Source organism: Arthrobacter sp. 05L45_2 (assembly GCF_056397525.1).
Genome location: NZ_JBFTNO010000162.1, coordinates 1 through 12,647, shown reverse-complemented (window position 1 = coordinate 12,647; position 12,647 = coordinate 1). Strand labels below are relative to the sequence as shown.

Below are 12,647 nucleotides of genomic sequence, written 5' to 3'. Positions count from 1 at the left end.
TTCTACGACTCGTACGGCGCCATCATTGGGCTGTCCGGCGCCCGGCACGTGACAGCGCCGCTGCTGACCCCTGACTTTATGCCGGACCTCGACGCGCTGGCTGCGGCGTTCAGCGACCGCACCAAGGTGGTGCTGGTAAACAATCCGCACAACCCCACGGGCGCGGTCTTCCCCCGTGAGGTGTTGGAACGCGTGGTGGAGCTCGCCGCCCGGCACGACGCCGTCATCATCACCGACGAGGTGTACGAGCACCTCACTTTTGGCGCCGAGCACGTGCCCATCGCCACCCTGCCGGGCGCGGCGGAACGGACCCTGACGATCTCCTCGGCCGGAAAGACCTTCTCCTTCACCGGTTGGAAGATCGGCTGGCTCAGCGGCCCCGAGCACCTCGTGTCAGCGGCCCGGACGGYCAAGCAGTTCCTTAGCTACAGTTCCGGCACCCCGTTCCAGAGCGCCATCGCGGTGGGCCTGGGCCTGCCGGAGGAGTTCTACACCGGGATTGCCGACACGCTGCGCCTCAAGCGGGACATCCTCAGCGAGGGGCTCCGCGCGGCGGGGCTGGAGGTCTACACACCGCAAGGGACCTACTTCGTCAATGTTGATACTGCCCCGCTGGGGATCTCCGATTCCGTGGACCTGGCCCGCCGTCTGCCCGAACTGGTGGGCGTTGCGGCCATCCCGGTGCCGGTCTTTTGCCATGCGGAGGGCGCCGAGCGGACCCGGAGCCTGCTCCGCTTCGCTTTCTGCAAAAAGACCCACGTGCTCGAAGAAGCCGCCGAACGGCTCTCCACCCTCCGGGACAGGCTGTGAGCGCCGGGGACGCGGCGGCCAGTCCGGCCGGGAACGCTGGAGCTCCGGCGGGAGGCCCCACGGCCACCCGGTTCCTGCGCACCACCGGTCAGCACGCCGTGATCGAGCCGGACGAATTCACCGACGGCGGATTCGTCCTGAGCATCGGCGGGGCCGAGCAATCCCACGTAAATCTGGCCGAGCCGGATGACATCTTCTACGAGTACCTGCGGCGGATCGGCCACGTGGTGGATCTTGCTGCGCCGTGGGGTGAACCCATTACGGCCCTGCACCTCGGTGCCGGTGCCCTCACGCTTGCCCGGTACATCCAGGCGACCCGGCCGGGCTCCGTCCAGTACGCGGTGGAGCTTGAACGGGAGCTGCTGGATTTCGTCCTCCAGCAGCTGCCGATGCCGCAGGGCACCGAGCTGCACACCCTGATCGGCGACGCCCGGGAGTCCCTGGCCGAGCTGCCTGCGGGGCTGCGCTTCGACGTCGTGATCCTGGATATCTTTTCCGGACCGGAAGCGCCGGAGCACATCGCCTGCACTGACTTCTACCGGGAGGCGGCCGCCCGGTTGACCCCGTGCGGGGTGCTGATCGTCAACGTCGGCGACGAACCGGGGCTGACGCTGGTGCGCAGCCAGGTGGCCGCGCTGCGCCGAGCGATGGCGGATGTGGCTGCCTTCGCCGAGACCGGTATGTTCGCCGGCCGGCATCCCGGCAACATCATCCTGACCGGCACGCAGGTCCCCTGGCCCGCCGCGTGGACTGCGGCCCTCACGGCTCGGGGTCCGCACCCTGCCAGAGTGCTGGCCGGTGTCGAACTGGACGTGCTGTCGGACTAGTCCTTGTCCCCCGCCGGGTCCGGTGCCGACACGGCCTGGGGTTCATCAACGCCGGGTTCGGCGAACCACAGCCGGGTCTCGCCGTATTTCTTCTCCGCGAAACGCTCCATACCCTCCGGCCATGAAGGCTCCGGCGTCCGGGCGGACCGTTCCACCACGACGACGCCGCCCGGGGCCAGGTGCGGGAGCAGCTTGGTGAGCACGGCCGCCAGCGCCACGTCATCAAGCGGGTACGGCGGGTCCAGGAACGCCAGGTCCCAGAGCGTCGCGTCGGCGGCCCGGTCCAGGAAGGATTCGACCTTGGAGCGGTGCACGGACACCACCTTGCGCCGCGCGACGGTGTTGACGAGGTCGGCGTTGCGCTGGCAGACCTCGCTAGCTTTCCCGTCGAACTCCACCAGGTCCACGGCGGCCGCGCCACGGCTGGCACTCTCCACGCCGAGGGAGCCGGAACCTGCATACAGATCCAGCACCCGAGCGTCGGCGATGACCTCGAAGGCGTCCAGCCGGGAGAAGAGTGCTTCCTTGACCCGGTCCGTGGTGGGGCGCGTTAGGGAACCCGGGACGCTGACCAACGGTGTGCCGCCGGCGGCCCCCGCGATGATACGSCTCATGCCAGTACGTCCCGCCGGGCCGGGGCAGCGCCGCCCATGGTTTGTGTTCTAGCCGCGTTCAAGGAACGCCTCCTTCTCCGGATTGAGGTAGTCGTCGATTGCCGCGGCGAGCACACTGTGCCGGGCCAGGTTCGGGTCGGCGGACACAATGGCCTGGGCGTCCTGCCGCGCCCGGGCGATGACGTCCTCGTGCTCCAGGACCCGCAGCAGCTTCAGCGTCGACCTGCCGCCGGACTGCGAAGCGCCGAGGATGTCACCTTCGCGGCGGAGCTTGAGGTCCTCCTGCGAGAGCTCGAAGCCGTCCGTGGTCGCCGCCACCGCGTCCAGGCGGCGCCGGCTGGGATGCTCCGGTTCCAGGGTGGTGACCAGCAGGCACGTTCCCGGCAAGCCGCCGCGGCCCACACGGCCTCGGAGCTGGTGCAGCTGGGAAATACCGAAGCGGTCCGCGTCCAGGATCACCATCAGTGTGGCGTTGTGCACGTCCACACCTACCTCGATCACGGTGGTGGAGACCAGCAGTTTGGTCTGGTTTGCCGTGAATGAGGCCATGGTTTCGGATTTGAGGACCGGGTCCTGGCGGCCGTGCAGCGGCGCGACGGGCACCCCGGCGAGGGCCGGTTCGTCGCCAAGCAGTTCGACGACGCCGGTAACCGACGCGAGCTCCCGGCCTCCGGTCTCCGCGAGGTCGGCATCGGTGGGTTCGGCCTCCCCCGGGCTGAAGTCACCGTCGTCGTCCGCTCCGATCTTGGGGCAGACCACGTAGACCTGGTGTCCGGCGTCGATCTCCTCGCGCGAACGTGACCAGATCCGGGTGGCCCAGGCCGGATGCTCGGCCAGGCCCACCACGTGGGTGGAGATGGGCGCACGGCCTGCCGGCAGTTCGTCGAGGATGGAGGTTTCGAGGTCACCGAACACGGTCATGGCCACGGTGCGCGGGATGGGCGTGGCCGTCATGACCAGCAGGTGCGGCGGTTTGCTGGCCTTGGCGCGGAGCGCGTCGCGCTGTTCGACTCCGAAGCGGTGCTGTTCGTCCACCACGATGAGCCCGAGGTCGTAGAAAGAGACGTTGTCGCTCAGCAGGGCGTGCGTGCCGATCACGATCCCGGCGGTCCCGGCGGCGGCGTCGAGCATGGCCTGTTTCCGGGCGGCCGTGGGCATCGAGCCGGTCAGCAGCGTGACCTGGACGGCGTCGGGGCCGAATCCGCCCAGCAGCCCGTCCCGGGAGAGCGGGCCCAAAGTGCGGCGGATGGATTCATAATGCTGGGCCGCGAGCACTTCGGTGGGCGCCAGCAGTGCGGCCTGTCCCCCGGCGTCGACCACCTGCAGCATGGCGCGCAGGGCAACAATCGTCTTTCCCGAACCCACCTCGCCTTGGAGCAGCCGGTTCATCGGCGAGTCCTGTGCCAGTTCCCCGGCCAGGGTCTTGCCGACGGCGGCCTGGCCGGCGGTCAGGGTGAAGGGCAGCTGCCGGTCGAAAGCCGTGAGCAGGCCGTCGGTGGCCGGCCGGCGGGCCGTCGCCTCCTCGGCCGCCAGCTGGGCCCGGCGCCGGGCCAGGGCGGACTGCAGGACGAGGGCTTCCTGGTACCGGAAGYGGTCGCGGGCGCGCTGCCAGTCGGCGGGCGACTGCGGGGCGTGGATGAGTCGGTAGGCGTCGGCCACCGGCAGGAACTTCTCGCGGGCCGCGATGTCCGCAGGGAGGGGGTCATCCAGATCCCCGAGCTCCACGGTGTCCAGCAGCGTGGTGATCACCTTTTGGATGGACCAGCTGGTTAGTTTCGCCGTCGCGGGATACACAGGAATGGGCATGGCGGCGAGCTTTTCCGGGTCCATCCCGGGAGTGTCGGGGTCCTCGTCGAGCAGCAGGAAGTCCGGGTTGGTCAGGCCCAGCGATCCTGCATAGCGGGTGACCTTGCCGGAGAACATCGCGCGCCGGCCCGGCTGGAGTTCCGCTTTGGCCCGGAAGCCGTTGAAGAAGCTGACCTTGAGGGTTCCGGGAACGCCGGTGCCGGCGTCGTCGGAAATCACGACGTCGGTTAGCGAACCGCGGCGGGCGCGCATGGCGCGGGTGCTGTTGGAGACSACCCGSGCAATGAGSGTCACTTCCTCRTCSAGCGGGACCTCGCTGATGGGGGTCAGTTCGCCGCGGCTCAGGTAGCGCCGGGGGAAGTAGTTCAGCAGGCCGCCGACGGTGCTGATGCCAAGGTGCTTTTCGATGACGGCTGCGGAGCGCTTGCCGATCCGGCGCTCCAGGCCCAGCTCAAGTTCAGCGTTCATGTCCGTCGAGGTCCGTGGTGCCGGGCCCGGTATCAGGACCCTGGTCCGGGATTCCCGCCGAGGAACTCTCCGAGGGGTCCCGGGGCAACGCGAGGTCGCTGACGTTGAAGTCCGAGGGTTCACCCAGCGAGCGGATGAGGGCGACGGCGGGCGCCGGGTCGGGCACGTGGACGTGGACCCGCCACCGGTAGGCGCCGTTGGCGTCGGCCTCGCCACCCACCTGGCTCATGATGACGGACTCCCCCATTTCATCGAGCCGCTGCCGCATGGTGGCGGCGTCCAGGGGTGAGAGGGTGATGGTGCACATGACTTCCACGCCGTCGTCCCGGGGCATGTCCGTGTGGATGTGGGGGTCCTGGACGTCGTACCCGTGCAGTCCGTCCAGCAGCTGGTCCTGCAGTTCCTCGCCCAGCACGGCGGAGCGCAGGCAGTCCAGCACCAGCAGCATCCCGACGCCGCCGGCGTCCACCACGCGGGCGGAGTGCAGGGCCTCGAGCTGATCCTCGGTGCGGACGACGGCGGCCAGGGCGGCCTCGACCGCGGCGTCGAGCGCCAGCCCCAGCGTGTGGTTACTGTCGTCGCCGTCGTGCTCCGCGTCCACAGCGGCGGCCGCCCGGGCCGCTGCCTCCATCACGGAAAGCATGGTGCCCGGTACCGGGTCACTTAGCGCCGACCAGGCCCTGATTTGGGCGCGGTTGAGAGCGGCTGCCAGCAGGGGCGAGCTGAGCCGCGGGTGCCCGGCCAGGGGCTCCGCCGCGGCACACAGGAAAACGGCGAAGAGGGTGCCGGAGTTACCGCGTGCCTGCTCAATGGCTGCCTGGCCCGCCTTGGCCAGGACGGCGCCGACGTCGTTCTGGACCGCGTCCGGCGGACCGGCCACGTGGACCGGGGTGCCCGGGTTCAGTTGCGGCAGCGTGGCAGTCTCAGTAGGGACGTCCTGCAGGGCCCGGGCAGCGGCGCGCACCGTCAGGTAGAGGTTGGTGCCGGTGTCACCGTCGGCGACGGGAAAGATATTGATGGCGTTCAGGCGGTCGCTGTGGTTTCCAAGCGTTGTCTCCGCCTTGCCCAACCACCGCTTCATCGCTTGCGCGTTGGCGGCAATTTTAGTCTGCAAAGTGATCCCATCCCACGGTGTCCGCGGGCCGGCCCGCTATCGTGACGCCCGTGCTGTCCGTTGGTGCAGAGGCCACTACCGAGCCTATCGCAGTGAAACCTTGAGGCAGCTGAATGCCGGCTGGAAAGGCTGCAAGCAGGCCATGGTCCTCTCCTCCGCCGAGCACCCATGCCATCGGGTCCGCGCCCAGCAGTGCGGCCGCGGGCAGCAGGTCGTCGCCGAGTTCTTTTAGTGCGGCCGGATCCAGGTCCAGGACGGCGTGGCTGGCTGCTGCCATCCGCTGGCCGTCGCGGACCAGTCCGTCGGAGATGTCCATCAGGGCAGTGGCGCCGGCCTCGCGGGCCAGCGGACCGGCCGCGAGCGGAGGCGCCGGGCGGCACTGGCTGTCCATCAGGCCGCGCTGTTCTGCGGTCAGCTCGGCCACCGGGGTGGCGGATTCCAGCAGGGCCAGGCCGGCGGCGGCGCGCCCCACGGTACCTGCGAGTGCCAAGGTGTCCCCTGCGGCGGCACCGGAGCGCAGCACAGGGGCGGCCCCGTCGAGGGTGCCCAGGATGGCGACACTGACGGCCAGTTCGCGGCCACGGCCCAGGTCTCCGCCGGCCACGGCACAGCCGGGCGCGCCGAGTTCGCGGATGCCCGCGCTGAGGCCGTCCGCGAAGTCCTCGACCCAGGACACGAGTGTTTCGGGGGGCATGGTGAGGCTGACCACCATGGAGGTGGCGCGGGCGCCCATGGCGTTGATGTCGCTGAGGTTCTGGGCAGCGGCCTTCCAGCCGACGTCGTAGCCGGACGTGCGGTAGCCGTTGTTCCATTTGAGCCGGAAGTCCTGGTCGGCCACCTGAGTGTCGATGCTGACCACAGTCCGGCCGTCCGGCGCCGCGACTATGGCGGCGTCGTCGCCGGGACCCAGCAACAGGGCGCTGGTGTCTCCGCCGTGCAGCCGCGGGAAGATCCGGGCGAGGAGGTCCGACTCGGAGAGCTGGGCCACGGTGAGGGACCCGGACTCTTCGGGCTTTGGGGACTTTTGCGTCAGTGGTTCGGGCACAGCCCTACGCTACCGCGAGGGGGCGACAACGACGGCGGGCTGCAGCTCCGCGGCGGCCAAACGGCTCCCCCGGCCGGGATAGGCTGGATGGATGCAGCAGTTCCGCCCGTCCGGCTTCCTTCGTCCGCTTCGTTTCCTGGCCACGGCGGCCGCTGCCGGGCTCGTCCTGAGTGCCTGCTCCGACCACGTTCGGGCGCGAACCCGCCACCGAAATCCTCATGGACCCGAACAAGATCAGCTCGGCGACGGTCCTGGCGGAGCTCGCCTCGCCGGCGTCGAAGATCAAGGCCGCGCGCAAGTGCGTTGGCCAGGAAGACCTGCCGAACCTGCCGACCGGCAAGTAAAGCAGGGTTCCCTGGCCGAAGCGGGGCGAGCCTTAGGCGCCGGTTGGGCCCACGCCGGCAGGGTTCCCTGGCCGAAGCGGCGCGAGCCTTAGGCGCCGGTTGGGCCCACGCCGGCAGGGTTCCCTGGCCGACGCGGAGCGAGCATTAGCTGCCGGTGGGGCCCACGCCGGCAGGGTTCCCTGGCCGAAGCGGAGCGAGGTTAGGGAGCCGGTGGGGACTAGCGCAGTCCGGTCCGGCGGTGCAGGGCCAGATGGATCAGTTCGTCGATCAGTTCCGCATAACCCAGGCCCGAGGCCTTCCACATCTGCGGGTACATGCTCTTCGGCGTGAAGCCGGGCATGGTGTTGATCTCATTGATGATCAGTTCGCCGTCCGGGGTGTAGAAGAAGTCCACCCGGCTGAGGCCCTCGGCGCCGACGGCGTCGAACGCTACAGCGGCCAGCTCGCGGACCCGGGCGATTGCCTCATCGGGGAGGTCGGCCGGGCAGCTCAGCGCGGCGGCGTCGTCCTCCACGTACTTGGCGTTGAAGTCGTAGAAGTCGTGGCCGCCGCCGGCCACGGAGATCTCCCCGGGCATTGACGTCCGCGGGGCGTCGGTCCCCCGGCCTTCGAGCACGGCGCATTCGATTTCCCGGCCGACGATGCCGGCTTCGATGACGAGTTTGGGGTCGTGCTCCCTGGCCGCCTCGATTGCGGCATCGAGGCCCTCGAGCGAATCGACCTTGGAGATGCCCATGGAGGAGCCGGCCCGGGCGGGCTTGACGAAGACCGGGAACCCGAGGGCGTCCACACGTTTCCGCACCAGTTCCGGATCGGTGAGCCACTGGCGGTCCGTGACGGCGATGTAGGGCCCGACCCGCAGCCCGGCGGACTCGAAGACCACCTTCATAAAGTGCTTGTCCATACCGACGGCCGAGGCCAGGACGCCAGCGCCGACGTAGCGCGTGTCGGACAGTTCCAGGRGACCCTGGACCGTGCCGTCTTCGCCAAACGGCCCGTGCAGCAGCGGGAAAACGACGTCCACGGAGCCCAGTTCCTGCGGCACCTGGTTCGGGGCGGCCACAATCAGCTGGTGCTCCCCGCCGATCTCCGCGAGGGTCACGGTCTGGTCCGACGGGGCCACTTCCGGCAGGGAGGTCGCAGACAGCGACCACTGGGCGGTGTCGCCGGAGGCGAGGACCCACTGGCCGGTCTTGGCGATTCCAATCGGGATCACCTCATATTTGGCCTGGTCAATGGCGCCGAGGACGCCGGCCGCCGTGACGCAGCTGACCGCGTGTTCGCTGGAACGGCCGCCGAAGAGCACGGCCACCCGGGGACGCGACCGGCTCGCGGAAGCTTCTGTTGATGCGTTGATCTCAGACACTCTTAGTAATCGCCTTCGGATTTCAGGTCCCGGGACAACAGGAGCGGTCCCAGTTCGTCAACGGACAGTTTTCCGGCCAGCACGGCGACGACGGCGGCCGTGATGGGCATCTCGACGCCGGACTTGCCGGCCAGTTCGTGCACGGCCTGGGCCGATTTGATGCCTTCTGCGGTCTGCGTCATCTCGGCGGTGACCTGGTCGAGGGTCAGGCCGGTGCCAAGCAGGCGGCCGGCCGTGTGGTTCCTGGACAGCGGCGAGGAGCAGGTCGCGACGAGGTCGCCAAGTCCTGCCAGCCCCGCCATGGTCCGCGCTTCGCCGCCCAGCGCCAGCGTCAGCCTGGACGTCTCGGCGAGGCCGCGGGTAATGACGGAGGCTTTGGTGTTGTCSCCCATSYGYTTGCCTTCGCAGATGCCGACCGCCAGGGCAATGATGTTCTTGACGATCCCGCCGATTTCGACGCCRACCACRTCCGACGTCGTATACGGCCGGAAGTAGGGTGCCGTGCAGGTACGGGCGATCCAGCCGGCGGCCGCGTCATCGGTGCAGGCCACTACTGAGGCTGTCGGTTCTTCCCGGGCGATCTCCATGGCGAGATTGGGTCCGGACACGACGGCGACGCGCTCGGCGGGGATGGACAGCTCTTCGCTGATGACCTCGCTCATGCGGGCGTCGGTGTGCAGTTCCAGGCCCTTCATCAGGGACACCACCATGGCCTCCGGTCCGATGAGGGACGACCATTCGCGCAGCTGAAGCCGGAGCGTCTGGGCGGGAACGGCCAGAACGACGAGGTCGGCTCCGTCCAYGACTTCGGCGACGTCGGTGGAGGCCGTGATGCTGGAGGGCAGCGCAATGTCCTTGAGGTACTGCTCGTTGCGGTGCGCGGTGTTGATTTGGTCGACGACGGCGGCGCGCCGGCCCCAGAGGCGGATCTGGCGGTCGACGCCGGAGGCAGCAGCGGCGTCGGCGAGCACTTTCGCGAACGTGGTCCCCCAGGAACCAGCGCCGAGGACCGCGACGTTCAGGGCAGAACCGGTGGCGTCTGTGTGGTGTCCGGCCGTCACTTGGTACCGTCCGCGGCGCTACCGGCGTCGGCGTCCGTTGCAGTGTTGGTGACAGGCGCGGCGCCGGTCTCCGGCGCGGTACCAGACCCAGGGGCAGTGGCTGCGGCGCCGGCGCCCGCGCTGTTCGAGGTGCTGCCGCCGCGTTCGACGAAGCGCCCGTGGGCTGACTGGTTGTGGGCCGACGGATCCCAGCGGACCAGCGGGGGCTGGCCGCCGCGCAGGGTGGCCAGCAGTTCAGTGATGGCGTCCATGATCACGTTGGTGGCCTCGGTGAGGGTCGCTTTGTCCAGCGGGCGGCCGGCAAAGGCGCTCAGGTCCACGGGGTCGCCGACCAGCACACGGGACGTCTTCCGGGGGAAGATGTGGAAACGCTTGGCGTAGCGGGGGAAGACCTCGTGCGCCCCCCAGTGGGCCATCGGGACCACGGGGATACCGCTTTCCAGCGCCATCCGGGCCGCCCCCGTGTGGCCTTTCATCGGCCACAGGTCCGGGTCACGCGTCAGCGTACCCTCCGGATAAATGATGATGGCTCCGCCCTCGTCCACGACTTCCCTGGCGACCTGAAGCGAACGGTTGGCACCCGCCGTCGAACGTTCCACCGGGACCTGCTTGGTGTTGCGCAGCACCGAAGCCAGCACCGGGACCTTGAACAGGCTGCCCTTGGCGAGGAAGTGCGGCATCCGGTTCTGGTTGTAGAGCATGTGCCCGATCACCAGGGGGTCGATCTCTGTGCAGTGGTTGGGCACGGCGATGAAGCCGCCCGCGGGGAGCTTTTCAAGGCCCTCCCACTTCTTGTTCATCAGCAGGTTCATCACCGGTCGGACAATTCCGGCCGTGATGACAAAGGTGATGTGGCTCTTGGCGGTTTCCTTCACGGTGGTCCCCGCTACCGGGCCGACGTGATGTCGAAGTCGGCGCCGAGGCCGGCGAGCTTCTCGGTGAAGCGCTCGTAGCCGCGGTTGATGATGTCGATGCCGGTGACCTTTGAGGTGCCGGTGGCGGCGAGGGCTGCGATGAGGTGGCTGAAGCCGCCGCGCAGGTCCGGCACATCAATGTCGGCGCCCTTGAGCTGCGTGGGCCCGGAGATGACGGCGGAGTGCAGGAAGTTGCGCTGGCCGAACCGGCAAGGAACGCTGCCCAGGCATTCGCGGTGCACCTGGATGTTGGCGCCCATCCGGATGAGGGCGTCAGTGAAACCGAACCGGTTTTCGTACACGGTCTCGTGCACGATCGACACGCCTTCGGCCTGTGTCAGGGCGACCACCAGCGGCTGCTGCCAGTCAGTCATGAACCCGGGGTGTACATCGGTTTCGAGCACCAGCGGGTTCAGCTTGCCGCCCGGGTGGTAGAAGCGGATGCCGTCCTCGCCGATGTCCATGCCGCCGCCCACTTTGCGGTAGGTGTTCAGGAAGGTCATCATGTCGCGCTGCGTGGCGCCTTCGACGAAGATATCGCCGCGGGTCACCAGCGCTGCCGAGGCCCACGACGCCGATTCGTTGCGGTCGGACAGGGCGCGGTGGTTGTAGCCGCCCAGGTCCTGCACGCCTTCGATCCGGATGGTGCGGTCGGTCTGGACGCTGATGATGGCGCCCATCTTCTGCAGCACGGCGATGAGGTCGACGATTTCCGGTTCCGTGGCGGCACCGGAAAGCTCGGTGATTCCCTCGGCGCGGGTGGCGCTGAGCAGGACCTGCTCGGTGGCTCCGACGGACGGGTACGGCAGGGCGATTTTGGCGCCCTTGAGGCCATGCGGAGCGGAGATGTGGATGCCGCCCGGGCGCTTCTCAACGACGGCACCGAACTGGCGCAGGACGTTGAGGTGGTAATCGATGGGGCGGTCGCCGATCTTGCAGCCGCCAAGGTCCGGGATAAAAGCCTCACCGATGGCGTGGATCAGCGGACCGCACAGCAGGATCGGGATGCGGGAGTCGCCGGCATGCGCGTCGATGGCCGTGTGCGAGGCCGTCTTGGCGTTGGTCGGATCCAGGGTCAGGTCGCCCGTGACGGGGTCCTTGTCCACTGTGACGCCGTGGAGCTGGAGCAGGCTGGTGACAACTTCAACGTCCTTGATCTCCGGCACGTTGCGCAGCACGGAGGGCTCGTTGCCCAGCAGGGCAGCGACCATCGCCTTGGGGACAAGATTCTTGGCCCCGCGAACGGTGACGCGGCCGGTCAGCGGGACGCCTCCGCGGATTGTCAGAACACTACTCATTTACCAGTTTCCTCACGACTACTCGCCCCCAAATCCTTACAAAGGCTCCAGCTAAGCATAGGAGCTAGCGTTACCGATCTGAAATACGGCACGGTCCTAGGCGACTGATTCCGCTGGTGGGCCGCGGTAGAAATCCCTGGCGGCACCGGGCACGGCGCGTGCTTTCGGGCCGGGGTTGTTGATTGTGTCCGTATGACGCCGGCGGCCATGGCGAAGCGGGCGGGTGGTCGGTTGCGGGGGTGCTTCGATTGCTGCAACTGCGGCGCGGCAGCGGCGCGGCGTGTTCGGTGGCGGCGCGGCGTGTTCGGTGGCGGCGCGGCAGCGGCGCGGCGTGTTCGGTGGCGGGTTCGCGTAGGTGGTGGTCGCTATTTTGTCGTACCCCCTTGGGAGACTTGGTTTATGGGAAGCGGTGCAGCTCTCGCGTTTCGTCCGGCTGGTGGGCCGGACGGTGATCGGCGCGGTGCGCAGGGCTGTGAGCTTGCCGGCGGTGCGGTGTTGGGTGGTGTGCTGGAGGACTTGCGGGGGTTGAGTGTCACGGCGGCCGCGGACGCCGCGTTGTTCGGGGTGCGGGAGGCCGCGGAGTTCGCGGCCCGGGTCGAGGAGATCTCCCGGACCGTGGAGTACCTGCAACTCATCGCTGCGGCAGCGGTCGAACGCACCCGCACCGACGCCGCTGCCACCCATGACCCGGTCCTGGATGACGGGTACCGGCGGGCCGGGGATTTCCTCCGCGCCCGCCTGCATATCAGCGCCACCGAAGCCCACCGCCGGCTGGCTCTCGCCGGGACCGTGCTGCCCGGCACCGGGACCACCGGCCAGCCCCTGGCACCCCGGCACGAGGAACTCGGCGCCGCCCTCGCCGCGGGCGTCCTTGGTTCCCGGTCCGCCACGATCATCAGCCAGGCCCTGGACCGGGTCCGGCCCGTCACCGACCCCGGGACCAGCACCCGGATGGAACACGCCCTGACCGCCACCGCCAC

10 protein-coding genes and 2 pseudogenes are annotated in these 12,647 nt (G+C 68.8%); 4 read left to right on the top strand and 8 right to left on the bottom strand.

All coding sequences use genetic code 11. The features are described 5' to 3' along the window. Both AC1DHD_RS12265 and AC1DHD_RS12260 read left to right on the top strand, forming a co-directional pair. Positions 1–810, top strand: an 810-nt coding sequence (locus AC1DHD_RS12265) for an aminotransferase class I/II-fold pyridoxal phosphate-dependent enzyme (protein ID WP_476879978.1), incomplete at its 5' end; no start/stop codon positions are given. A gap of 74 nt (positions 811–884) precedes the next feature. Then, on the top strand, positions 885–1,637 hold the full coding sequence (locus AC1DHD_RS12260) for a spermidine synthase (RefSeq protein ID WP_476879979.1): 753 nt from the start codon (positions 885–887) through the stop codon (positions 1,635–1,637). On the opposite strand, the gene rsmD is transcribed toward AC1DHD_RS12260, so the two are convergent. From rsmD to thiL, 4 genes are read right to left on the bottom strand one after another with little or no spacing between them, the layout of a single operon-like run. Then, positions 1,634–2,251 carry a 16S rRNA (guanine(966)-N(2))-methyltransferase RsmD gene (rsmD, locus tag AC1DHD_RS12255; RefSeq protein WP_476879977.1) on the bottom strand — a complete coding sequence of 206 codons (618 nt, stop codon included), beginning with the start codon at positions 2,249–2,251 and terminating at the stop codon, positions 1,634–1,636. The genes AC1DHD_RS12260 and rsmD overlap by 4 nt on opposite strands. A 48-nt stretch (positions 2,252–2,299) precedes the next feature. Next, positions 2,300–4,525 carry an ATP-dependent DNA helicase RecG gene (locus AC1DHD_RS12250; RefSeq protein WP_476879976.1) on the bottom strand — a complete coding sequence of 742 codons (2,226 nt, stop codon included), beginning with the start codon at positions 4,523–4,525 and terminating at the stop codon, positions 2,300–2,302. Continuing rightward, positions 4,515–5,606: a DAK2 domain-containing protein gene (locus tag AC1DHD_RS12245; protein WP_476879975.1), complete on the bottom strand. Its 1,092-nt coding sequence runs from the start codon at positions 5,604–5,606 to the stop codon at positions 4,515–4,517. The genes AC1DHD_RS12250 and AC1DHD_RS12245 overlap by 11 nt, the downstream gene beginning before the upstream one ends. Positions 5,607–5,628: 22 nt before the next feature. Then, entirely contained in the window at positions 5,629–6,684 is a 1,056-nt protein-coding gene (thiL, locus tag AC1DHD_RS12240) for a thiamine-phosphate kinase (RefSeq protein ID WP_476879974.1), read from the bottom strand. Between the two features lie 182 nt (positions 6,685–6,866). Between thiL and AC1DHD_RS12235 the strand changes: the two are divergent. Then, a pseudogene (locus tag AC1DHD_RS12235) lies at positions 6,867–7,028 on the top strand (DUF3515 domain-containing protein); the annotation flags it as partial. 217 nt (positions 7,029–7,245) lie between these two features. Here the strand turns inward: AC1DHD_RS12235 and AC1DHD_RS12230 are convergent. The 4 genes from AC1DHD_RS12230 to murA are packed head-to-tail and all read right to left on the bottom strand — an operon-like array spanning position 7,246 to position 11,667. Continuing rightward, complete coding sequence (locus AC1DHD_RS12230; protein WP_476879973.1) at positions 7,246–8,394, bottom strand: D-alanine--D-alanine ligase family protein; 1,149 nt, start codon at positions 8,392–8,394, stop codon at positions 7,246–7,248. A 2-nt stretch (positions 8,395–8,396) separates the two neighbouring features. After that, on the bottom strand, positions 8,397–9,455 hold the full coding sequence (locus AC1DHD_RS12225) for an NAD(P)H-dependent glycerol-3-phosphate dehydrogenase (RefSeq protein ID WP_476879972.1): 1,059 nt from the start codon (positions 9,453–9,455) through the stop codon (positions 8,397–8,399). Then, entirely contained in the window at positions 9,452–10,330 is an 879-nt protein-coding gene (locus tag AC1DHD_RS12220) for a lysophospholipid acyltransferase family protein (RefSeq protein ID WP_476879971.1), read from the bottom strand. The genes AC1DHD_RS12225 and AC1DHD_RS12220 overlap by 4 nt, the downstream gene beginning before the upstream one ends. Positions 10,331–10,341: 11 nt before the next feature. Further along, positions 10,342–11,667, bottom strand: a complete 1,326-nt coding sequence (murA, locus tag AC1DHD_RS12215) for a UDP-N-acetylglucosamine 1-carboxyvinyltransferase (RefSeq protein ID WP_476879970.1) — start codon at positions 11,665–11,667, stop codon at positions 10,342–10,344. 525 nt (positions 11,668–12,192) lie between these two features. On the opposite strand from murA, the pseudogene AC1DHD_RS12210 reads away from it, so the two are divergent. Next, a pseudogene (locus AC1DHD_RS12210) lies at positions 12,193–12,647 on the top strand (DUF222 domain-containing protein); the annotation flags it as partial.

What these genes read in the sequence shown, in the direction of transcription:
- AC1DHD_RS12245 (WP_476879975.1), bottom strand. Translation starts at nt 5,606, where the DNA reads ATGAAGCGGTGGTTGGGCAAGGCGGAGACAACGCTTGGAAACCACAGC.
- murA (WP_476879970.1), bottom strand. Translation starts at nt 11,667, where the DNA reads ATGAGTAGTGTTCTGACAATCCGCGGAGGCGTCCCGCTGACCGGCCGC.